Consider the following 22,291-nt stretch of genomic DNA (forward strand, 5'->3'; position numbering starts at 1 on the left):
CCGTTCAGTACGACCCTGCGTCAGTGCGTCACGTCAGTAGGACGAGCCGGACGTGCCCAGGGCGCCCGTCGGGTGCCAGACCGTCTTGGTCTCCAGGAACGCCGTCATCCGATGGGTGCCGGGGTCGGCGGCGAGGTCCAGCGGAGCCGGGCGCAGCACCCGCTTGAGGTTCTCGGCGGCGGCGATCTCCAACTCCTTCGCCAGTGCGGGGTCCGCACCGGTGAGGTCGATCCCGTTGACGTCCAAGTGCGCGGCGAGCGGGGCCGCGATCTCTCCCGTACGACCGGAGAGCACATTGACCACTCCGCCCGGCAGATCGGACGTGGCCAGCACCTCGCCGAGGGAGAGGGCGGGCAGCGGGGCGTTCTCGCTGGCGATCACCACGGCGGTGTTGCCGGCGGCGATCACCGGGGCGACCACCGAGACCAGCCCGAGGAACGACGACTCCTGCGGCGCGAGGACGGCCACCACACCGGTCGGCTCCGGGGTGGAGAGGTTGAAGTAAGGACCCGCTACCGGGTTCGCCCCGCCCAGGACCTGGGCGAGTTTGTCGGTCCAGCCCGCGTACCAGACCCAGCGGTCGATCGCCGCGTCCACCTGGGCCGCGGCCTTGGACTTGGACAGCCCTTCCGCGTCCGCCACTTCCCGTACGAACTGTTCGCGGCGGCCCTCCAGCATCTCGGCGATGCGGTAGAGGATCTGCCCGCGGTTGTACGCGGTCGCGCCCGACCAGCCGCCGAACGCCTTGCGGGCCGCGACCACCGCGTCCCGCGCGTCCTTGCGCGACGACAGCGGGGCGTTGGCGAGCCAGACGCCCTTGCCGCGGTCCTTCCCCTTGCCCGCCGCGCCAGCGGCGGATGTCCTCGTGGTCACCTCGTACACCCGGCCGCTCTCGGAGCGGGGGAACTTGCCCCCGACGTACAGCTTGTAGGTCTTGAACACGCTCAGACGGTCATTGCGCTCAGACATCGAGGTACGCCTCCAGGCCGTGACGGCCGCCTTCACGGCCGAAGCCCGACTCCTTGTAGCCGCCGAACGGCGAGGTCGGATCGAACTTGTTGAACGTGTTCGCCCAGACGACACCCGCCCGGAGCTTGCTGGCCACCGCCAGGATGCGGGAGCCCTTCTCGGTCCAGATGCCGGCCGAGAGCCCGTACTGGCTGTTGTTGGCCTTGGCGACGGCCTCGTCCGGCGTGCGGAACGTCAGTACGGAGAGCACCGGGCCGAAGATTTCGTCACGGGCGACGGTGTGCGCCTGCGTCACGTTCGTGAACAGCGTGGGCGCGAACCAGTAGCCGGACGACGGCAGCTCGCAGGGTGCGGACCAGCGCTCGGCGCCCTCCGCCTCACCCGTTTCGGCGAGTGCGGTGATCCGGGCCAGTTGCTGGGCCGAGTTGATCGCCCCGATGTCGGTGTTCTTGTCGAGCGGGTCGCCGAGGCGCAGTGTGGAGAGCCGGCGCTTCAGGGAGTCCAGCACCTCTTCCTGTACGGACTCCTGGACCAGCAGCCGGGAGCCCGCACAGCAGACCTGGCCCTGGTTGAAGAAGATGCCGTTGACGATGCCCTCGACCGCCTGGTCGACGGGTGCGTCGTCGAAGACGATGTTCGCGCCCTTGCCGCCGAGTTCCAGCGTCAGCTTCTTGTCCGTACCGGCGAGCTCTCGGGCGATCGCCCGGCCCACCCCGGTCGAGCCGGTGAAGGCGACCTTGTTGATCCCCGGGTGCTGGACCAGGGCGGTGCCGGTGCGGCCGTCGCCCGTGACGATGTTGACGACGCCCTTCGGCAGCCCCGCCTGACGGCAGATGTCCGCGAAGAAGAGGGCCGAAAGGGGCGTGGTCTCGGCGGGCTTCAGCACCACCGTGTTTCCGGTGGCGAGCGCCGGAGCGATCTTCCACGCCAGCATCAGCAGCGGGAAGTTCCACGGGATGACCTGGCCGGCGACTCCGAGCGGGCGGGGGTTCGCGCCGTAGCCCGCGTGGTCCAGCTTGTCGGCCCAGCCGGCGTAGTAGAAGAAGTGGGCGGCGACCAGGGGGAGGTCCGCGTCCCGCGTCTCCTTGATCGGCTTGCCGTTGTCCAGGGTCTCCAGCACGGCCAGCTCACGGCTGCGCTCCTGGATGATCCGGGCGATGCGGAACAGGTACTTCGCCCGCTCGGCACCGGGCAGCGCCGACCACTTCTCGAATGCCTTGCGGGCGGCCTTCACGGCCCGGTCGACGTCTTCGGCGTTGGCCTGGACGTACTCCGCGAGGACTTCCTCGGTGGCGGGGGAGACGGTCTTGTTCCGGTCCGCGCCCGTGGACTCGACGAACTCACCGTCGATGAACAGCCCGTACGAGGGGGCGATGTCGACGATCGCCCGTGATTCGGGGGCGGGGGCGTACTCAAAGGGCTTGGTCATGTCCGCTCAGTCCACAGTCACGTAGTCGGGGCCGGAGTAGCGGCCGGTGGCCAGCTTCTGGCGCTGCATCAGCAGATCGTTCAGCAGGCTGGAGGCGCCGAAGCGGAACCAGTGGTTATCCAGCCAGTCCGCGCCGACGGTCTCGTTGACCAGGACGAGGAACTTGATCGCGTCCTTGGTGGTGCGGATGCCGCCAGCGGGCTTCACTCCCACCTGTACCCCGGTCTGCTGCCGGAAGTCGCGCACGGCCTCCAGCATGAGCAGGGTGTTGGAGGGGGTGGCGTTGACCGCGACCTTGCCGGTCGACGTCTTGATGAAGTCGGCGCCCGCGATCATCCCGAGCCAGGAGGCGCGACGGATGTTGTCGTACGTGGAGAGCTCGCCGGTCTCGAAGATGACCTTCAGCCGGGCCGACCCCGAGGCTTCCTTGACCGCGCGGATCTCGTCGTAGACCTTCAGGTATTTCCCCGCGAGGAAGGCACCGCGGTCGATGACCATGTCGATCTCGTCCGCCCCGGCCGCGACGGCGTCCCGTGTGTCCGCCAGCTTCACATCGAGCGCCGCCCGACCGGCGGGGAACGCCGTGGCGACGGAGGCGACCTTGACGGCGGAGCCCTTCAGGGTCTCCTTGGCGGTGGCGACCATGTCCGGATAGACACAGACGGCGGCGGTGGCAGGCGTGTCCCGGTCGGTCGGATCGGGTCGTACGGCCTTGGCGGCGAGGGAGCGCACCTTGCCGGGGGTGTCGGCGCCTTCGAGCGTGGTGAGGTCGATCATCGAGATGGCGAGATCGATCGCGTACGCCTTGGCCGTGGTCTTGATCGACCTGGTCCCGAGGGAGGCGGCCCGGGCTTCGAGACCGACGGGGTCGACACCGGGCAGTCCATGAAGGAACCGGCGAAGTGCCTGGTCGGAGGCGGTGACGTCCGGGAGGGCGAGGGTATTGGTGGACATGCTCACCAGATGAGCATATCTACGCGCGTAGCGGCCTGTACAGGGGGGTGGGGGTGATTCGGGGCCGTTCGTGAGGGCGGGGGGCCGCCGTCCGGCAGGGGTCGGGTCTCGGTACCCGCCCGCACGGGAACTGGTTGTCCGGCGGTTCATTTCGACGGCCGGGAACGACCGATGTGATGTGCAACCTTCTACCAGTTTCGTTGGTCTCTCGCATGAACGTGAAGATCGTTGATCCGTACCTGTGGGGGGAACCACCTTGCGCAAGCGCACGCTCGTCACCGCGATCGCCGTGACGTCCGCCTGTCTCGCCGGCACCATCACACCCGCCATCGCCGCCCCGGCCGCGGCCCCGGCGCCCGCGAAGAACTCGGCGGACTTCAACCGCGACGGCTACCGCGACCTGGTCATCACCGCGCCGACGAACGCGCTGGCCGGTGCACCTGCGGGGGGCGGCGCGGTCGTCGTGCTCTACGGCTCCGCCAAGGGCGTCGACCCGGCCAAGCGCCAGATCATCAGCCAGGAGAGCACGGGGGTTCCCGGATCCTCCGAGTACGCCGACCGCTTCGGCACCCGGACGGCCTCCGGGGACTACGACGGGGACGGCTACGCCGACCTGGCCGTCTCCATCAACGGCGAGGACATGACCATCGGCGGTGTCTACCGCCGCAACGCCGGTCAGATCGTGATCGTCTGGGGTGGAAAGAACGGGCTCGTCAAGCACGGCACCACGACGGTGAAGCAACTCCCGATCACCGGCGCCGACGTCCGCCGCGGCAGCGCGCTCGCGGCCGGTGACTTCAACGGCGACGGCAAGACCGATCTGGCGACCGGCGACTACAGCCAGGGCCGCGGCGGCGAAGTGCTCTACGGACCCATCACCCGCCAGGGCCAGCCGAAGTCCACCATCAACCTCGGGCTGAAGGACGGCCAGCCCTATGTGCACCCCTCGCTCGACAGCGGCGATGTGACCGGTGACGGCATCTCCGACCTGGTGGTTCAGGTCTATTCGGGTGCGGGCACCCTCAGCCGCATCGAGGTCCACCGGGGCACCAAGAAGGGGCTGATCAGGACCGGCAACCTCAAGGACGCCCAGGGGAAGCTGTTGGAGAGCTTCGGCGCGGGGCGCACCGCCGTCGGCGACCTCGACAAGGACGGACACGCGGACATCGTCATCGGCCAGCGACACATCTCCCCCGCGGGGCTCAAGGCCGTGGGGCAGATCACCGTCGTCTACGGGGGCAAGAACGGCCAGTCGACGGACCGGCCCGTACAGGTGCTCTCCCCGGACACCGAGGGCGTCCCGGGCGTCGGCGAGGACTACGACGGCTTCGGTCAGTCCGTGGCGGTCGACGACATCAACGGCGACGGTTACGCGGACGTGGCGGTCGGCGCCACGGCCGACTACGACGAGGGCCCTCGTGCCGGCGAGGTGACCACCCTCTTCGGATCCGCGCAGGGGCTCACCGGTGCAGGTAGCCAGGTCTACGACCAGGCCGCCCTCGGCACGGCCGGCAACCACATCTACGACCTGTTCGGTGCCGAGGTGAAGCTGACGGACCTCAACGGCGACCGCCGTGCAGAGCTCCTCGTCGGCGCCCCCAAGGCGAACAAGGACCAGGGGCGGATCTCGCTGCTGCCCGGTTCTGCGACGGGCAGCACCGTGGTCGGTGCCAAGGTGTTCGGCCCCACCGACGTGGGTCTCCCCGGATATGCGGAGAACGGGTTCGGCTGGTCGTTCGGCGAGTAAGGGCTTCGGCACTTCGCCGTGCCCCCGACCCGTGTGCCGGGTCGGGGGCACGGCGCCTTCGGGACCCGTATTGGGGTGTGACCGAGATACGCGCCCAAGGGGCAACGAGATGATCTTGAACCTGAGTGCTCGTCGCCCGTCACCCATTCGGCCTAGTGTCGTTGGTGGTGATGTTGAGCGTCGTCTGGGGCCTGAGGCGGGTTGTGACATCGATTGAACGGACCGCGTATCCACGGTTCAAGCGACTGATCACCGCGCATGAGCTGCATCTGTTCTTCTCCCCGAGCCGCGATGAGTTGGAGTGGGCGTCCGATGCCACGGACTGTGATGAGCATCTGCTGGCGCTGATGCTGAAGTCGTACCGGCTGCGGGCAGGGCCCAAGCGGCTGCTGGAGGAGCGTGACGGCGACGGGACGGTGCTGTTCAACCGGCTGAAGAAGCCCGCCAAGGGCCCTACTTGGTCGCACTTCAAGAACCTGACCAAGCGTCTGGAATGGCTGGACGAGCTCGGCGACACCGACGCGTGTGGCGACGAAGATCAAGAAGGCCAAGGCGGCCCGGCCCAGGAGGCGCTCACGAAGGCCGCGGCCATGACCGCCGACGCCCGCCAGGCGCTTCAGGGGCCTGGACCCGCTACATGAGCAGGGTCTGACCGCTGCCGGCCTCGATCAGGCCGCTTGACCCCACGCTCTCGCCTATGCGGCCCGCCCCTTTTGGATCGAGATGCGGGTCGGCTATGTGGTGGGCCGCAGAAAGCCGACGATGGCCTCCTTTTCCATGTCGATAGCCTGCTCGATCTGAGGCGGGACAGGTTCGAAGGCATCCACCTGGATGGAGCGCGAGCCGGGACCACGGCTCCAGGTGGCGATGGCCAGGCCATCGGCGATGACGGTGGGGCGGATGAGGCCGCCTCCTGGCCAGACACGGGCCTGGTGGAGAGCGGGGACGGATGCCTCGCGGGTGCGGTAGCCGATCAGGTAGTTGTCGTAGGCGGGCAGCATGCGAACGTCCGGGGTGTCAGACGGGCTTGGGAGTTCTTTCACCCGCCCGGCGAGCATGGTCAATGCGTCGTACTCGGTGATCACGCCGGATTCCGCCAGCATTTTCCAGGCCCTGCGGGCCCAGGTGACTGGCAGTCCGGACCAGGCGGCGAAGTCCTCCAAGGTGGCGGGGGCGTGCGCGGCCAGGTACCGGCGGGCCAGCTCGGCGAGAGCATCGTCGCCCTCACACCGGAAGCGCCCGTTGGTGGGCAGCCAGTCGTCGAGCAGTACATACGTGGCCTCACCGGCGCGCTGCGGGCCGTGACAGAGGACGCCGGTGAGTGCCGCGTGGCGGATCAGGTGGAAGGGCGCCTGCCCGTCCGGCGGAATACCGAGGGCGGTGAGACGCTCGGTCAGCTCGGCCCGGGTAAGCGGGCCGAGCGCGGCAAGAACGCGCCGGATGAGTTGGTCGGAGCGCTGGCGCAGATCATCGCCCAGGCCCAGCTGCTGGTAGCGGCGGCTGGTTGCGGCAAGGATCCGCGGGGACAGCAACGGCAACACCCAGCGGGCATCGTCGCCGGGGATGGTGTGCAGGGTGCCGCGCATGTACCAGCCGCGGACGATGCTCCGCTCGTCCTCGTATGCCGTGCGGATGGCCTGGGCGGTGATGTCCCGGCCGCGTACCCGGATGCCCAGGTCGGCGGCCGTGGTGTCCTGGGCCTGGATGGCGAAGACCCGTCGGACGACCGCCTCGGCAGAGTCCTCCTGTGCTCCGCCGGCCAGGGCCTGCGCATAGGCCCGCAGCCTGCGGATGCTCTCCTGGTCAGGCATCGGGCTGTGCTTCTCGGCCGGCGCGGTCAGGAGACGGCCTTGTCGAGGGCGCGGGCGAGTTCGGCGGGCGCGGACAGCATCGGCCAGTGCCCAGTGGGCAGGTCGAAGCGCCGCCACGGCGGCTGGTTCAGGTAGGCCAGCATCGGCACCCCGGCATCCAGCAGCCCCGTGAAGTCATGGCACGCAACCAGGACACGGTCCACACCAGGGCCGGGCTCGGCCTGGCCAGCGAGACGCTGGGTATAGGTGCCGAATGGCTGAGGGGTGGCACGCGAGCGCAGAACGTTCCGCTGGCCCTCATCGAGCCCGTCGAGGCTGCTGGACAAACCCAGGACCTCAAACGACGGCATCGGTAGCCGCCACCCATCGCCGGAAGCGTCGACCTGCTGGCACAGCTGGTCCGCTGCTTGCGGTGGCATGAGGTCGAGCATGCACATGCCTGCGGCGAACGGGGCGCTGTCCACGTAGATCACGCGCTCCAGCCGGTCGCCGAGACGTCCGGCTGCCCCGGTGACTGGGGCAGCTGCGTAGCTGTGGGCGACCAGCGTGACGTCGCGCAGATCGTGCTCTTCGACGAATCCCGTGATGTCCGCGATGTGCGTGTCTAGGTCTGTCTGAGGGCCGCCCTGGTCGGCGCGCTCGGCCAGGCCGGTCAGTGTCAGCGGCAGCGCCGTGTGGCCGCGCTCCCGCAGAGCGCGGGCGGTGTCTTCCCAGGCCCATGCCCCGAGCCAGGCGCCGGGAACGAGTACGAAGGTGGCCATGTGATCTCCCAGAAGTAGGTGCTGCGGGGAGCGTAAAGTCAATACAGGACAGAATCCGCCCTGAAATGCTGAGTGATCCATGTCGCATCCCCTCACCCGTGTGCTGACCCTGCTGGAACTCCTCCAGTCCCATGCCCGGCTCACCGGGACGGAGCTGGCCGAACGGCTGGACACCGACGTGCGCACGGTGCGCCGGTACACCGCCCACCTGCGGGAACTGGGCATCCCCGTGGAAGCCGAACGCGGCCGCCACGGCGGCTACCGACTGGCCCGCGGCTATCGCATGCCACCTTTGGTCCTCACCAACGACGAGGCCCTCGCCGTCGTCCTTGGCCTGCTCGCCGCAGAACGTTCGGGCATGGGGACGGCCGCGCCGGCCAGTGCCGGTGCCTTGGCCAAGATCGAGCGGGTGCTTCCGCACGCCCTGCGGGAACCGCTCGCCGCCATGCGGGAGACCCTGTCGTTCACCGCCAACGCAGTAATCGGGCAGGCACCCGGAACCGGCGTCCTGCTGGCACTGGCCCATGCCTCCCGCGCCCGCACGACCGTCGGTATCAGCCACCAGTCCTGGCGCCAGGAACACACCGAACGCGACATCGACCCCTACGGCGTGGTCTTCCACACCGGCCGCTGGTACGTCGTCGGCCACGACCACCTCCGCGACAGCCTGCGTACCTTCCGCATCGACCGCATCGCCTCCGTCACCTCCCGAGCCGACAGCTTCACCGCACCCGTCGGCTTCGACCCCGTGGCCCACCTGACCTCGACCCTGGCCCAGGGGCCCTACCGCTGGCAGGTCGAGGTGACGATCCACGGCCCCCTCGATGAGATCGCCCGCCGACTGCCGCGTTCCGTGGTGACCCTCACCGCCCAGCCCACCGGCGTCCTGATGCACGCACGGGCAGAACGGCTGGACGGCATGGCCCACCTGCTCGCCTCCCTGGAATGGCCTTTCACCATCCACCATCCCGACGAACTACGGCAGGCGCTCAAGGATCTGGCCGCCCAGCTCATTGCAGCCGCCCAGCGGGGGCCGGAAGAACTACCGCAGTAAATGCCGGATTTACTGCGGCGTAGCCCCTACGTGATCACCGCCGCGATCGACGACCCGGCTCTGCTGGGAGTCCTGGCTGAACTGGCCGTCGCACGGGTTGACGAGATGGACGCCGACATCGAGGAGAACACCCGGCTGCCGGCCAACCCGCTCGCCTCGCCCGACGGCATCGACGGCATCGACGGCATCGACGACATCAAGGACCTGGACGGCTGGACCCTGCACCGGCTCCGGCACAGCGCTCTGACGTACGACGCCGAGGACGGCACCTCGACCCCGATGCTGGCCCGCTCCCGCCACGCCTCCGTCCGCTCCCTGGCGAGATACGCAATGTCCCGGCGTCGACTTGGTCGCCCGGCACGTCGTCGAACGCGACCCCGCTGCACGCCGCCGCACGTAAATCCGAGCAGTTCAGGGCTTCAAGATCATCCCGTTGCCCCCTTTGGCGCGTATCTCGGTCACACCCCCGTATGCGGCCCCGGGCCCGGTGGGTCGGGTGCCCGGAGCGCGGTCTCCCGGGCCCGTGGGGCAGAATCGGGGGTATGAGCAGCCCGAAGTCTCCAGTGGAGCCCACCTACGCCGATCGTGTCTATCGATCGCTCGGCGGGATCATCGGCGGCACACTGCTGCTCGGTCTCATCACCTGGCTCGCCATCGACGCCATCGTCCGGGGCACCGGCCGCACCCCGTGGTTCGCGGTGGCCGCCGTGCTGCTGGTGGTGCCGCTGGTCGTCGCCCTCAGCCTCCGCCCCGCGGTCCTGGTCAGCGCTGACCGGGTGCTGATCCGCAATCCCTTCCGGACCGTCAACCTGCCGTGGGGCGCCATCGAGGACTTCCGCGCCGGCTACTCCAGCGAGGTCTGGACGAAGGCGGGCGGCAAGTTCCAGCTGTGGGCGGTGCCCGTGTCGCTGAGGCAGCGCAACCGCGCGGCGCGGCGCCGGGAGCGGCAGGGGAAGGCCGGGCGGGCCAACACCGTCGGCACTCAGCTGCCCGACCACGGTTCCCAGTTGGCTCCCGCCGATCAGACCATCAGCGATCTGCGGGGCCTGATCGAGCACAATGCAGGCCGGCCCACCGCCCAGGGCGAACCGCAGGTCCGCTGGGCGTTCGAGCTGATCGTCCCCGCCGTCATCGGGGCCGTGCTGATGATCGTGCTGTTCGCCATCGGATAGGGCGCGGGCTCAGCTACGGCTGTGGATACGGCTCCGGCGTGTCACGGAGGCCCCTTCCAGACCAGAAGCATGTAGGCGCCCGACCAGGACGACACCAGCGTCGCCGTGCCCAGCACCACCCATGCGGTGACCGTCCGCCGTGCCTGCGCCAGCCCCCGTGCCACCGGCAGGAGCAGGGGGAAGCCCGGCAGGAGGAAGCGGGCCCGGGGGAAGTACACCCCCGCGCTGCCCAGCACCACCACCAGCAGTACCCCGGTGAAGAGCAGCAGTGCGAGGGGCTGTCGGTCCGTGACACCCAGGACGAACAGCACCGCCGAGAGGACCAGCACGGTCGAGACGAGCAGCAGGAAGAGCGGTGGGCCGCCCGCGTACAGGAACTGCTGTCGTAGTTCCAGCAGGGTCGCCCGGCCGCCGTCCCACTCGTTCTTCCAGAGCCGCTGGACGGCGAAGTATCCGTCGAGTCGCCCCACCCGTAGGCCCACCCAGCCCAGGAAAGCCAGCCAGCCCAGCGGAGCGATCAGCCCACCGGTCACCGCAGGCCAGCGCCCTCCCGGCGGGGACCGGCGGGCCGCCAGGGCCGCCGCCACCGTCACCGCCGCGGCGACCGCGATCCCCGTCGGCCGGGTCAGACCCGCGAGTGACGCCAGCGTCCCCGCCCACAGCCAGCGGCCCGTCAGCACCGCGTACAGGGTCCAGGCGGCCAGTGCGGTGAAGGGCGACTCGGTGTAGCCCATCCACTGCACGATCCCGACCGGCAGCGCCCCCCACAGGACGGTGAGGACGGTCCCCGTGCGCCGGCCGTAGAGGCGTGCCCCGACCGCGAACACCCCCCACGCGGCGATGAACGAGCAACCGATCGCCAGGGCCAGCCCCACCGAGGCGCGGGAGCCGGGAGTCACCGCCGCCAGGGCCTTCACCAGCAGCGGGTAGAGGGGGAAGAAGGCCAGGTTGTTCTCGTTGATGCGGGTGCCGAGGGTGTCGGTGTAGCCGTGATCGGCGATGCCCAGATACCAGTTCGAGTCCCAGGACGCGGCCAGGGTCCGCCAGACGCCGTCGCCGGTTGCTGCGGAGAGCCGGACCAGCACGGCGAGGCCGCACAGCCGCACCGCCAGATAGCCGCCGAGGGCCGGCGCCGCGTACCGAAGCGATCGCAGCAGTCGTCCGCGGACCCCCGGCGTGGCGCCGCCTCCCGGGGCCGGGGGCCGACGGGAGGCGGGGACGAAGGCACGGATGGTCGCGGCGGGGGACAACGGCGGCTGCTCCTCGGAATCCGGAGGGACTGAATCCGTGGGACTACCGGGCCACCATTGCCCGCGGGGGCCACCCAGCGGGCCGCGCTCCGGTGGAGCCGGACGAGATTCACCCGTACGGTCCGCCGCACGAGGTGCCGTGTGAGCGGCTGTTCGGGACGGCCTCGCAGGGCCCGGAAGCGCCTGGCGGACAGGGCCCAAGGAGCGAGTGCGGAGGTGCCTAAAGAGCGTGGTGGGGCAGCGGGACGCCGTGGGCCGCGAACGCCTCGGTGAAACCGACGTACTCGTCGACGGTCAGCCGGTCGCGCTTCCAGATCGCCTGGGCGGTCTGCGTCGTACGGGAGATGGCCGACCGCAGGCCGCCCGGGCGGCCTGCGCTGAGCTCCGTGCAGCGAGGGGCGAAGGCGTCGCGGACCTGCTTGTTCAGTGCGCTGAACTGTGCGGCGGAGAGCTTCGGGACGGCGGAAGGGTCGTACACACCCGAAGCCACCGCGGTGGCGGCGGCCTGCCGGATGGTGTCCAGCGTCCGCTCGGGCAGCCCGGACGCCGCGGCGACGAAGGCCGCCACCTCAGGGGGAACCGTGGACATGCGCCCACGGTAACCGGTGGACGAGGCGGCGGACTCCGGTCGTCACGGTCCTGACGACAGGGCTACAGGCCGGCCGCCGTCGCGAAGTCCCGCTTGAGTGCGGCGAGGAGATCCGCTGCGCGCGCCCGGGCGGCTGGCAGACCGTCCGCGCCCGTCACCGGGACCACGACCTCCAGATAGCACTTGAGCTTGGGCTCGGTACCGCTCGGTCGGACGATCACCCGGGCCGTGAACTCACCGTCCAGGTAGTACCGCAGACCGTCCGTCGGCGGCAGTTTCGCCGAACCCTCGGACAGGTCCTCGGCGCTCGTGACCCTCAGTCCGGCAAGCTCGGTCGGGGGCTGTTCCCGCAGGGTGCGCAGGGCTTCGGCGATCACACCCAGGTCGTCCACCCGCACCGACAACTGGTCCGTGGCGTGCAGGCCGTGCTCCAGGGCGAGGTCGTCCAGGAGATCGGTGAGCTCACGCCCCTCCTCCTTGAGCACCGACGCCAGTTCGGTGACCAACAGGGCGGCCGTGATGCCGTCCTTGTCACGCACGCCGTCGGGGTCCACGCAGTAGCCGAGGGCTTCCTCATAGCCGTAGCGCAGGCCCTCGACGCGGGCGATCCACTTGAAGCCGGTCAGCGTCTCCTCGTACGGCAGCCCGGCCGCGTCCGCGATCCGGCCCAGCAGGGACGAGGAGACGATCGACTCGGCGAAGGTGCCGCGCGCCCCGGACCGTACGAGATGGGCTGCGAGCAGGGCGCCCACCTCGTCACCGCGCAGCATCCGCCAGCCGGCCGCGGCGCTGCTGTCGGGCACCGCCACCGCGCAGCGGTCCGCGTCCGGGTCATTGGCGATGATGAGGTCCGGGGCCGCCCGGCGCGCGGTCGCGAAGGACAGGTCCATCGCCCCCGGCTCCTCCGGATTGGGGAATGCGACCGTCGGGAACGCCGGATCGGGCTCCGCCTGCTCGGCCACCAGTACGGGGGTGGGGAAGCCGGCCCGGGCGAACGCCGCGAGCAGCACATCCTTGCCCACGCCGTGCATCGCCGTGTAGACGACCTCTGCGGTGCGGGGGCTGCCCTCGGTGAGGACCGCGTCGGTACGGGCCAGATAGGCGTTCAGCACCTCGTCCCCGAGGGTCGCCCAGCCCGCCTCGGCCAGCGGCACGTCGTACAGGCTGCGGATCGCGGCGATCTCGGCGGCGATCTCCACGTCCGCGGGCGGCACGATCTGCGAGCCGTCACCGAGGTAGACCTTGTAGCCGTTGTCCCGCGGCGGATTGTGACTCGCCGTCACCTCCACGCCGGCCACCGCGCCCAGCTCCCTTATGGCGAACGCCAGGACGGGCGTCGGCAACGGCCGGGGCAGGACCGCGGCGCGCAGCCCGGCCGCAACCATGACGGCGGCCGTGTCCCGGGCGAAGTCGGCGGACTTGTACCGGGCGTCGTATCCGATGACGACGAGACCGCTGCTCTTCGGATGGGGCGCGTACTCCCCGTGGCCCTGGGCGCGCAGATAGGCGGCGAGCCCGGCGGCAGCCCGGATGACGACGGCGCGGTTCATCCGCATCGGGCCCGCGCCCAACTCGCCGCGCAGCCCGGCCGTCCCGAACTGGAGCGTCCCGCTGAAGCGCGCCGCCAACTCGTCCAGCCGCTCCCCTTCGATCAGCGCGGCCAGTTCGGCCCGTGTCTCGGGGTCCGGGTCCTCCGCGAGCCACGTCCGGGCTCGGGCGATGAGGTCCTGCTGCTGCACGGTCGCTCCGCCTCTCGATGATCTGTGTGGATCTGATCCGGCTGGGACCGGGTCCGATGGGGACGTGATCCGTAGAGGACTCGGTCCGGGTGGGATGTGATCCGGGTGGGACTGAAGACTCTTCGGGGTCGCTCGGTGGGGGCGGGCAGGGCCAGTCTGTTCGTGATCGCGGCGCCCGTGCGGTGGACCCGCGTCCATTCGCCCCCGGATGTCGCTGATCGGTCGGCGGTCTCGCGCTGTGCTTCGGGAGCTGGGGCGTGCCGGACCGGCCGGGGGCGGTCGGTGCGGCCGACCGCTGCCCGGCGTACGTGTGCGGGGACCGCTGTGTGCACTACCCGGTTCCTGCTACCCGGCCCGGTGCCGTCCCACGCGTGGGGTGAGGAGTCCTGGGGCGGGACTGCCACGGCCCGTCCTGGATCCGCACTAGATGCGGTCGAGCACCCGGGTCAGCAGCTCACCCATGCGGGCCGCGGAGTCCCTGCCGGCCTGGAGCACCTCTTCGTGGTTCAACGGCTCACCGGACAGACCCGCTGCCAGATTGGTGACCAGGGAGATCCCGAGCACCTCGGCGCCCGCCTCGCGGGCCGCGATGGCCTCCAGCACGGTCGACATGCCCACCAGGTCGCCGCCCATCACACGGACCATGTTGATCTCGGCGGGCGTCTCGTAGTGCGGTCCGGTGAACTGTACGTAGACCCCCTCTTCCAGCGAGGAGTCGATCTCCTTGCACAGCGCGCGCAGCCGCGGCGAGTACACGTCGGTCAGGTCCACGAAGTTCGCGCCCACGATCGGCGAGGCCGCCGTGAGGTTGATGTGGTCGCTGATCAGTACGGGCTGACCGGGGCTCATGCCCTCGCGCAGCCCGCCACAGCCGTTGGTCAGCACCACGGTCTTGCAGCCGGCGGACACCGCCGTGCGCACACCGTGCGCGACCGCGGCGACGCCCCGGCCCTCGTAGAAGTGCGTACGGCCGAGGAAGACCAGCACCCGCTTGGGGCCGATGCGGTACGAGCGGATCTTGCCGCCGTGGCCCTGGACGGCGGGCGGCGGGAAGCCGGGCAGCTCGGTGACCGGGAACTCGGCCTCCGGCGAACCGAGGGCGTCCACGGCGGGTGCCCAGCCGGAGCCCATCACCAGGGCGACGTCGTGGGTCTCGGCGCCGGTCAGTTCGCGCAGTCGCGCGGCGGCGGCATCGGCCATGTCGAGGGGAGAGGCGGTAGCGCCGTTGGTATCCGGCTTCACAGTTGCGTTCACGCGAATGAGGGTAGCCGGAGATTCCCTACGCGCGTAGATGTTGTGGCCATCGCCTCCCGGATCGTTGTGTTGTCGTTTCCGGCGAGCGGTGTCGGGCGGGCGGGTGGCCGGGGACCGCTCGGGCCTCGGGGGGGCGGCCCGACTCCCGTCGGCGTTGGCCTGATCGCCCCCCTCCGAGGAACGCCGGCAACCGGCCGCGCGTTCGTCCGCCATGAGCGTGGCGTGGCAGGTGGCCGGGGGAGCCCTCGGCCTGATCGCTGCCCTGTTCCTGGTGGACAGGGCTCTCCTGGCGATGGAAGCCAGGGGCTGGATCTACTGGCGCCGTCGCAAGGGCTTGTCCGCGTTGGGGGTCGATTTCCTCCAGGAGGGCGACCCCGCGGCGCGGGCGGTCGTGCGGGGCATGGAGCAGGAGCGGGTGCGCAAGAGCGTGCGACCGGCGGACGAGCCCCAGCCCGTGCGGGTGGACCTGGAGACGGGAGTGGTGCGCATCCGCACCCGGCCTGCCCGAGGTGGGGGAGGGGAGTCGGCGGAGGTCGCGCCGCGATCGGGAAGCCGACGACATTCGGCCGAGTACCGTCCAGAGTCGTCCGACGGAGGTGCAGCGTGATGGGAGAGGCCGTTTCCCTGCTGGTGATCGCAGGCGCCCTCGCCGTGGTCATGGGCTTCTTCACCTGGCTGGCATCGATCGTGCGCCGACGGGGTGCGGCCGGTACGGCCATCAGTGCGGCCCTCGCTTCGTACGACGAGGCATTTCGGGTGACCGCACATGAATCGCACTACGAGATTCGGGCGCAGACCGAGCGCAAGGCGCCGGCCCCGTCGCCTGACGATCCTTGGCGTTCGGTCGCCGATGTCGACCGCCGGTCGAACGAGCCGGCGCGGCGATCGCGTCGGCCACGGTCGCGTCGGCGCTGGTGGGGCGGGCGCAGACCGGGGCGCGGCCCCCGTGGGTGATCCATCGCCGCCGCACTTGGTGCGGGGTCGCTAAGCCCTTGCCCTCGGTGTGGCGAGGCCGCCAGCTCGTCCCCGGGCCGTCAGGGTGCCGAGGTGGCGGCGCATGGGCGTCGGCGTCGAGCGCGTGCCCCGGCCTTTTCCGGTCATGTTCCGAGCGTGGTGGTGGCCGATGGCCAGCCGTCCGGATGATTCCCCGTCAACTCACCGGTTCCATCACTGAGCGAATTCTTGAAGCGGCCCTGGGCACGGGCAGATCGCTTGGGGCTCGCCCAGGACGAGCCCACCTGCCTGAGGGGGCGCCGACAGCACGACCCGGGTCCACCTTCGAGCCGGTGGGCCACAGAACGAAGGAGGACGGTCCGCTTGCCGGACGCGAAGGTCCGCAACCCCGGCCCGGGGCACTGTCCCGAGGTTCGCGAGCGGCTCCCGCCCGCATCCCCCACGGCCCCTCGCCCGCCCTCAACAGGGGCGCTTGCGCAACTCCATCACATAGTCGTGGGGCGCCCCGGCCGAGTCGGCGGCATCCGCGATCTCGCCCAGATAGCGGGCGGACGGCAGCCCGCCCTCGTAGCCGTTGAGCACGTACACCCAGGCCGGTTCCTCGCCGTCCAGCGTGTGCACCCGCAGGCGCATCCGCCGGTAGATGTCCATTCCGACACCCTCCCAACGATCCATTGAGTCCTCGTCCATCGGGGCGATGTCGTACAGCGCGACGAAGACCTGCGAGCGCGGCGCTTCCACGATGGTGGCCAGCGCGCCTTCCCAGCCCATCTGCTCGCCGCCGAACGTCAGCCGCCAGCCGTTGAGCCAGCCCGTGCCGCGCAGCGGTGAGTGCGGTGCGCGGCGGGTCATGAGCCGCGCGTCGAGGTTGCCGGCGTACGCGGCGTAGAGCGACATGAGATTGAGGGTACGGGAGGGGTGGCGGTGAACGCCTTTCCCGACGTGGCGAAGGCCACTGGTCCGAATGTGGGCCCCGGGGGCGCGATGGTTGATGCGTGCGGGACAATGGTGTACGTACTCCAGCCCAGCGGGAACTCCCCCCACCCGGCACAACGAGAGCGCGAGGCGTAACCCCAGTGACCCGGATCGTGATCATCGGCGGCGGACCCGGCGGATACGAGGCGGCCCTGGTGGGCGCCCAACTAGGCGCGGAGGTGACCGTCGTCGATTGCGACGGACTCGGTGGCGCCTCCGTGCTGACCGACTGCGTACCGTCCAAGACCCTCATCGCCACGGCTGAGGTGATGACCACGTTCGACTCCTCGTACGAGGAACTGGGCATCATCGTCGCCGACGACACCCCGCCGATGGAGCAGGCGGCGCGCGTGGTCGGCGTCGATCTCGGCAAGGTGAACCGACGGGTGAAGCGGCTCGCTCTCGCCCAGTCGCACGACATCACCGCTTCGGTCACCCGTGCGGGTGCCAGGGTGCTGCGCGGCCGGGGGCGGCTGGAGGGCCAGCAGGCCATGGACGGCTCCCGCAAGGTCATCGTCCGGGCCGCGGACGGCAGCGAGGAGACCTTGACCGCCGACGCCGTGCTGATCGCGACCGGTGGCCATCCCCGGGAGATCCCGGACGCACTCCCCGACGGTGAGCGCATCCTCAACTGGACTCAGGTCTACGACCTGGATGAACTGCCCGAGGAACTGATCGTGGTCGGTTCCGGTGTCACCGGTGCCGAGTTCGCCGGTGCGTACCAGGCCCTCGGTTCGCGGGTCACCCTCGTCTCCTCCCGGGACCGGGTGCTCCCCGGCGAGGACCCGGACGCCGCCGCGGTCCTGGAGGACGTCTTCCGCCGTCGCGGCATGAACGTCATGGCCCGCTCCCGAGCCGAATCCGCCAAGCGGGTCGGTGACCGGGTGGAGGTCACCCTCTCCGACGGTCGGGTCATCTCCGGCAGCCACTGTCTGATGGCCGTCGGCGCGATCCCCAACACCGCGGGCATGGGTCTGGAGGACGCGGGCGTGCGGCTCAAGGAGTCGGGCCACATCTGGACGGACCGGGTCTCCCGCACCAGCGCGCCCGGCGTGTACGCGGCCGGCGACGTCACCGGAATCTTCGCCCTCGCCTCCGTCGCCGCGATGCAGGGCCGGATCGCGATGTACCACTTCCTGGGTGACGCGGTGACTCCGCTCAACCTCAAGACGGTCTCTTCGAACGTGTTTACCGATCCGGAGATCGCGACCGTCGGTTACACCCAGGCGGACGTGGACGCCGGCCGCATAGACGCCCGGGTGGTGAAACTGCCCCTGCTGCGCAACCCTCGCGCCAAGATGCAGGGGATCCGGGACGGCTTCGTCAAGATCTTCGCCCGCCCGGGCACCGGGATCGTGGTGGGCGGCTGTGTGGTCGCTCCCCGGGCCAGTGAGCTGATCCACCCCATCTCGATCGCGGTCGACAACAACTTGACGGTGGAACAGATCGCAAACGCCTTCACCGTCTATCCGTCCCTGTCGGGGTCGATCGCCGAGGTGGCACGGCAGTTGCACACCCGTAAATCCGCAGGCGAGGGCTGAGGTACGAGCGCCCGGGGGGACGAAATCCACCGAACCCCGGGCACATGCCTCGACGGATGATCAACTATGCGCTTGCGTATACCACTTGACCGCCCTTGCTGAGCGCAATACTTGTTATTCGGCGCATACTGCTGAAAACTATCTGCCGCGCAGGTTACTGTCAGTTTCGTGTTCGCTGCAGAACGTCGCCAACTGATCCTAGAAATGGTGCGCGCCAACGGAGCCGTATCGCTCCGTGAGCTCGCCCGCGTCGTCCAGACCTCCGAAGTGACCGTACGACGCGACGTGCGGGCACTGGAGGCAGAGGGACTCCTCGACCGCCGGCACGGCGGTGCGGTGCTACCGGGCGGTTTCACCAGGGAGTCCGGGTTCCCGCAGAAATCACTGTCCGCCACCGCGGAGAAGACGGCCATCGCCGATCTCGCCGCGAGCCTCGTCGAAGAGGGCGAGGCCATCGTCGTCGGGGCAGGCACGACCACTCAGGAGCTGGCCCGCAGGCTGGCTCGCATTCCGGGCCTGACCGTCGTCACCAACTCCCTGCTGGTCGCGCAGGCATTGGCCCATGCCAATCGCGTCGAGGTCGTGATGACCGGTGGCACCCTGCGGGGCTCCAACTACGCGCTGGTGGGCAGTGGCGCGGAGCAGTCCCTCCAGGGTCTGAGGGTGTCGCGTGCCTTCCTCTCCGGGAGCGGGCTCACCGCAGAGCGGGGACTCTCCACCTCCAACATGCTCTCCGCCAGTGTCGATCGTGCACTGGTGCAGGCCGCGGCCGAAGTGGTGGTCCTCGCCGACCACACCAAACTCGGCGCCGACACGATGTTCCAGACGGTGCCCACCGATGTGATCACCCGATTGGTCACGGATGAGCCGCCGCCCCACGACGACCGTGCGGCGACGGAACTCCAGGCCCTCGCCGACCAAGGTGTGCAGATCGCCATCGCCGGTTCGGGTGACCCCGGCTCCGACGCCGATACGGCTCCGGGACGTTCCCGCCGTGAGGTGCCGCTGCCCGGTCAGCGTCGTACGCGCGGTGGCGCAGGTCCCGGGCCGACGCGGCTCAGTGCCGCGGGCGGACTGGAGCCGGGCACGGGGTCCGGCGGGATCGAGCGCCGGGCCCGGGTGGCCGATCTGCGTCGACGCTGAGGCGCTGGTCCGCCGCAGCCTGTGACCTGTCGGTCCCTATACATCGGCCCCGCCACCCTCGGTGGACGGGGCCGATGGCGTGGACCGCTAGCGGGTCGACGCGGTCGCCGATGCGTAGGACCGCTGGTCGTCCCGTAGTCCGTGCAGCGTGAGCAGCAGCAGACGGTCCGGCAGTTCGGGATCGTCGGGGGCCTGTTCGGCCGCGAGAGCGATCGCGTTCGTCAACTGCATCAGATCGTCGATGGAGACGTCCGAGCGCACGGCCCCGCGCTCCCGTGCCCGGGCGAGCAGGGTGTTCCCCGCCTCGGCCAACGGGACACAGCACTGGGACAGGGCGAGGCTGTCGTCGCGGGAGGCCGACATCAGGGCCCCCGCCAGTCCCCGGTACTCGCTCGCATGGGAGATCAGGGCGCGCAGCCACTCGATCAGGGCGCCGCACGGCTGCTCGGCGTGGGCCAACTCCCGCGAGCGCTCCAACAGGGCGGTCTTCGCCTCCTGGAAGACGGCGTTCATGATCGCCTGACGGTTGGGGAAGTGGCGGTAGAGCGTGCCGATGCCGACTCCCGATCGGCGGGCGATCTCCTCCAGCGCGGCGTCCGTGCCGTGTTGGGAGAAGACCGTACGGGCCTCGACGAGCAGCCGTTCGTAGTTGCGCCGGGCATCGGCGCGCATGGGCCGCACGGCACCGGCGGGCGCACCCTCCCGGATGGCGCTCGGGCTCGCGGCCAACGCGGTCAGCGGGAAGCACTCCCCACTGACCGGTTCGGTGTGCGGGCGCGCCGGGTCATCACCCGTCCGTGCCCCGCCCGCCGCCGTATCAGTCGCCATCCGTCTACCACCCTCCCCCGGGTCAGCCCCAGCACCTAAGGATGCCATCGGTCGTGCCCGCTGCTGGGGCAGTTGACAGAGCCCGCCCGATGCCGTTCGGCTTCGGGCGGGCTCATGACCACGGGCTGGTGATCGGTGCGGGAATCGGTGGGGGAGCGACCCGGAGGTCAGTCCTTGATCTCGCAGATGGTGGCACCGGAGGAGATGGACGCGCCGACCTCGGCACTCAGTCCCTTGACCGTGCCCGCGCGGTGCGCGTTCAGGGGCTGCTCCATCTTCATGGCCTCCAGGACGACGATCAGATCGCCCTCGTTGACCTCCTGGCCCTCCTCGACGGCCACCTTGACGATGGTGCCCTGCATCGGAGAGGCGAGGGTGTCCCCCGAGGCCGCGGACGAGGACTTCTTCGCCGCCCGCCGCTTGGGCCGGGCGCCGGCGGCGAGGCCGGTGCGGGCCAGGGTCATCCCCAGCGACGCGGGCAGCGAGACCTCAAGCCGCTTGCCGCCGACCTCGACGACGACCGTCTCCCGGCCCGTCTCGTCCTCCGTGTCCGCGTCGGTGACCGCCGCGAAGGCGGGGATCTCGTTGACGAACTCGGTCTCGATCCACCGGGTGTGCACCCGGAACGGATCACTGGTGAACGCCGGGTCGGCGACCACCGCACGGTGGAAGGGGATGGCGGTGGCCATGCCCTCGACATTGAACTCGGCCAGGGCACGGGCGGCGCGCTGGAGTGCCTGCTCCCGGGTGGCGCCCGTGATGATCAGCTTGGCGAGCAGGGAGTCCCACGCGGGGCCGATCACACTGCCCGACTCCACGCCCGCGTCCAGCCGGACACCGGGGCCGCTCGGCGGGTCGAAGACGGTGACCGTACCGGGGGCGGGCAGGAAGTTGCGGCCCGGGTCCTCGCCGTTGATGCGGAACTCGAAGGAGTGGCCGCGCAGCTGCGGGTCGTCGTAGCCGAGTGCCTCGCCGTCGGCGATCCGGAACATCTCGCGTACGAGGTCGATGCCGGTGACCTCTTCGGTGACGGGGTGCTCGACCTGGAGGCGGGTGTTCACTTCGAGGAAGGAGATCGTGCCGTCGACCCCCACGAGGAACTCCACCGTGCCGGCGCCCACATAGCCGGCCTCCTTGAGGATGGCCTTGGACGCGGAGTACAGCTGGGCGTTCTGCTCGTCGCTGAGGAAGGGCGCGGGCGCCTCTTCGACCAACTTCTGGTGGCGGCGCTGGAGCGAGCAGTCACGGGTCGAGACGACCACGACATTGCCGTGACTGTCGGCCAGGCACTGGGTCTCGACGTGGCGCGGCTTGTCGAGGTAGCGCTCGACGAAGCACTCGCCGCGGCCGAAGGCGGCGACCGCCTCGCGGACGGCCGAGTCGTAGAGCTCGGGCACCTCTTCGAGGGTGCGGGCCACCTTGAGCCCACGACCGCCACCGCCGAATGCGGCCTTGATCGCGATGGGCAGCCCGTTCTCCTGGGCGAACGCCACGACCTCATCGGCCCCCGAGACCGGGTCGGGGGTTCCAGCCACCAGGGGGGCGCCGGCGCGCTGCGCGATGTGACGGGCGGCGACCTTGTCGCCGAGGTCGCGGATGGCGGACGGCGGCGGGCCGATCCAGATGAGACCGGCGTCCAGGACGGCCTGCGCGAATTCGGCGTTCTCCGAAAGGAATCCGTATCCGGGGTGAATGGCGTCCGCGCCGGAGTCCTTCGCGGCTTGCAGCACCTTGGCCATGTCGAGATAGCTCGCGGCCGGTGTGTCACCACCCAGTGCGAATGCCTCGTCGGCCGCGCGGACGTGCAGGGCGTCCCGGTCCGGGTCCGCGTAGACGGCTACGCTTGCGATCCCGGCGTCCCGGCAGGCACGGGCGACACGGACAGCGATTTCGCCTCGATTGGCGATGAGCACCTTGCGCACGATGGCTCCCTCCTTGCAGTGTTTTTCCCGGGGGGCGGCCCCGGGGACCCTGGTCGGACACACCCGAGCCAGGGCGCTCGAAAGGTCACCGTGCCGATGACTTCGATGGCTTCCCGGATCACGCTGAGTTTAGGGACTGCCGACACGGCCTTTCGACCCGTCCACAAGGGTGAGCTTGCCCACACAGAGCGTTATCCAA

The 22,291-nt window shown here is 70.1% G+C and carries 21 protein-coding genes; 9 read left to right on the forward strand and 12 right to left on the reverse strand.

Annotated features, from left to right (window positions below; all coding sequences use genetic code 11):
- Window positions 1–33: 33 nt before the first annotated feature.
- From OID54_RS23995 to deoC, 3 genes are read right to left on the reverse strand one after another with little or no spacing between them, the layout of a single operon-like run.
- Window positions 34–969, reverse strand: coding sequence for an aldehyde dehydrogenase family protein (locus OID54_RS23995; RefSeq protein WP_329022644.1), 936 nt, complete (start codon window positions 967–969; stop codon window positions 34–36).
- Complete coding sequence (locus tag OID54_RS24000; protein WP_329022646.1) at window positions 962–2,398, reverse strand: aldehyde dehydrogenase family protein; 1,437 nt, start codon at window positions 2,396–2,398, stop codon at window positions 962–964. Before OID54_RS24000 ends, OID54_RS23995 begins: the two co-directional genes overlap by 8 nt.
- A 6-nt stretch (window positions 2,399–2,404) precedes the next feature.
- Entirely contained in the window at window positions 2,405–3,352 is a 948-nt protein-coding gene (gene deoC / locus OID54_RS24005; RefSeq protein ID WP_329027743.1) for a deoxyribose-phosphate aldolase, read from the reverse strand.
- 256 nt (window positions 3,353–3,608) lie between these two features.
- Between deoC and OID54_RS24010 the strand changes: the two genes are divergently transcribed.
- Window positions 3,609–5,099, forward strand: coding sequence for an FG-GAP and VCBS repeat-containing protein (locus tag OID54_RS24010; RefSeq protein WP_329022649.1), 1,491 nt, complete (start codon window positions 3,609–3,611; stop codon window positions 5,097–5,099).
- 203 nt (window positions 5,100–5,302) lie between these two features.
- On the forward strand, window positions 5,303–5,740 hold the full coding sequence (locus OID54_RS24015; RefSeq protein ID WP_329022651.1) for a hypothetical protein: 438 nt from the start codon (window positions 5,303–5,305) through the stop codon (window positions 5,738–5,740).
- Between the two features lie 93 nt (window positions 5,741–5,833).
- Here the strand turns inward: OID54_RS24015 and OID54_RS24020 are convergent, their stop codons facing one another.
- On the reverse strand, window positions 5,834–6,910 hold the full coding sequence (locus OID54_RS24020) for a winged helix DNA-binding domain-containing protein (protein WP_329022653.1): 1,077 nt from the start codon (window positions 6,908–6,910) through the stop codon (window positions 5,834–5,836).
- 26 nt (window positions 6,911–6,936) lie between these two features.
- A complete protein-coding gene (locus OID54_RS24025; RefSeq protein WP_329022655.1) occupies window positions 6,937–7,671 on the reverse strand; it encodes an alpha/beta fold hydrolase in 735 nt (244 codons plus the stop codon).
- A gap of 79 nt (window positions 7,672–7,750) precedes the next feature.
- Here OID54_RS24025 and OID54_RS24030 point away from each other — a divergent pair, with 79 nt between their 5' ends.
- From OID54_RS24030 to OID54_RS24040, 3 genes are read left to right on the forward strand one after another with little or no spacing between them, the layout of a single operon-like run.
- Window positions 7,751–8,725 (forward strand): helix-turn-helix transcriptional regulator, encoded by a 975-nt coding sequence (locus OID54_RS24030; RefSeq protein WP_329022657.1) that lies wholly within the window; start codon window positions 7,751–7,753, stop codon window positions 8,723–8,725.
- Window positions 8,726–9,271, forward strand: a complete 546-nt coding sequence (locus OID54_RS24035) for a hypothetical protein (RefSeq protein ID WP_329022659.1) — start codon at window positions 8,726–8,728, stop codon at window positions 9,269–9,271.
- The gene (locus OID54_RS24040) at window positions 9,268–9,897 is read left to right on the forward strand and encodes a PH domain-containing protein (RefSeq protein WP_329022661.1); all 630 of its coding nucleotides are present in this window, start codon (window positions 9,268–9,270) and stop codon (window positions 9,895–9,897) included. The genes OID54_RS24035 and OID54_RS24040 overlap by 4 nt, the downstream gene beginning before the upstream one ends.
- Window positions 9,898–9,938: 41 nt before the next feature.
- On the opposite strand, the gene OID54_RS24045 is transcribed toward OID54_RS24040, so the two are convergent.
- From OID54_RS24045 to OID54_RS24060, 4 genes are all read right to left on the reverse strand, one after another.
- The gene (locus tag OID54_RS24045; protein ID WP_329022663.1) at window positions 9,939–11,147 is read right to left on the reverse strand and encodes a hypothetical protein; all 1,209 of its coding nucleotides are present in this window, start codon (window positions 11,145–11,147) and stop codon (window positions 9,939–9,941) included.
- A 220-nt stretch (window positions 11,148–11,367) separates the two neighbouring features.
- Window positions 11,368–11,736: a hypothetical protein gene (locus OID54_RS24050; protein ID WP_329022665.1), complete on the reverse strand. Its 369-nt coding sequence runs from the start codon at window positions 11,734–11,736 to the stop codon at window positions 11,368–11,370.
- A gap of 62 nt (window positions 11,737–11,798) precedes the next feature.
- On the reverse strand, window positions 11,799–13,475 hold the full coding sequence (locus tag OID54_RS24055; RefSeq protein ID WP_329022667.1) for a phospho-sugar mutase: 1,677 nt from the start codon (window positions 13,473–13,475) through the stop codon (window positions 11,799–11,801).
- A 423-nt stretch (window positions 13,476–13,898) separates the two neighbouring features.
- Window positions 13,899–14,675, reverse strand: a complete 777-nt coding sequence (locus OID54_RS24060) for a purine-nucleoside phosphorylase (protein WP_329027745.1) — start codon at window positions 14,673–14,675, stop codon at window positions 13,899–13,901.
- Between the two features lie 265 nt (window positions 14,676–14,940).
- Here OID54_RS24060 and OID54_RS24065 point away from each other — a divergent pair, with 265 nt between their 5' ends.
- Entirely contained in the window at window positions 14,941–15,336 is a 396-nt protein-coding gene (locus tag OID54_RS24065; protein WP_329022669.1) for a hypothetical protein, read from the forward strand.
- The gene (locus tag OID54_RS24070) at window positions 15,336–15,683 is read left to right on the forward strand and encodes a hypothetical protein (protein WP_329022671.1); all 348 of its coding nucleotides are present in this window, start codon (window positions 15,336–15,338) and stop codon (window positions 15,681–15,683) included. The genes OID54_RS24065 and OID54_RS24070 overlap by 1 nt, the downstream gene beginning before the upstream one ends.
- Before the next feature lie 459 nt (window positions 15,684–16,142).
- Here the strand turns inward: OID54_RS24070 and OID54_RS24075 are convergent, their stop codons facing one another.
- Complete coding sequence (locus OID54_RS24075; protein WP_329022672.1) at window positions 16,143–16,580, reverse strand: gamma-glutamylcyclotransferase; 438 nt, start codon at window positions 16,578–16,580, stop codon at window positions 16,143–16,145.
- 179 nt (window positions 16,581–16,759) lie between these two features.
- On the opposite strand from OID54_RS24075, the gene OID54_RS24080 reads away from it, so the two are divergent.
- Both OID54_RS24080 and OID54_RS24085 read left to right on the forward strand, forming a co-directional pair.
- Window positions 16,760–18,199: an NAD(P)H-quinone dehydrogenase gene (locus OID54_RS24080; RefSeq protein WP_329022675.1), complete on the forward strand. Its 1,440-nt coding sequence runs from the start codon at window positions 16,760–16,762 to the stop codon at window positions 18,197–18,199.
- A 204-nt stretch (window positions 18,200–18,403) separates the two neighbouring features.
- On the forward strand, window positions 18,404–19,342 hold the full coding sequence (locus OID54_RS24085) for a DeoR/GlpR family DNA-binding transcription regulator (protein WP_383535904.1): 939 nt from the start codon (window positions 18,404–18,406) through the stop codon (window positions 19,340–19,342).
- 87 nt (window positions 19,343–19,429) lie between these two features.
- On the opposite strand, the gene OID54_RS24090 is transcribed toward OID54_RS24085, so the two are convergent.
- Together OID54_RS24090 and OID54_RS24095 are read right to left on the reverse strand one after the other, a co-directional pair.
- Window positions 19,430–20,014, reverse strand: a complete 585-nt coding sequence (locus OID54_RS24090) for a TetR/AcrR family transcriptional regulator (protein ID WP_329027747.1) — start codon at window positions 20,012–20,014, stop codon at window positions 19,430–19,432.
- Window positions 20,015–20,337: 323 nt separating this feature from the next.
- A complete protein-coding gene (locus OID54_RS24095) occupies window positions 20,338–22,092 on the reverse strand; it encodes an acetyl/propionyl/methylcrotonyl-CoA carboxylase subunit alpha (protein ID WP_329022678.1) in 1,755 nt (584 codons plus the stop codon).
- Between the last annotated feature and the right edge of the window lie 199 nt (window positions 22,093–22,291).

Origin of the sequence: Streptomyces sp. NBC_00690, assembly GCF_036226685.1 — a bacterium.
Taxonomy (GTDB): Bacteria; Actinomycetota; Actinomycetes; order Streptomycetales; family Streptomycetaceae; genus Streptomyces.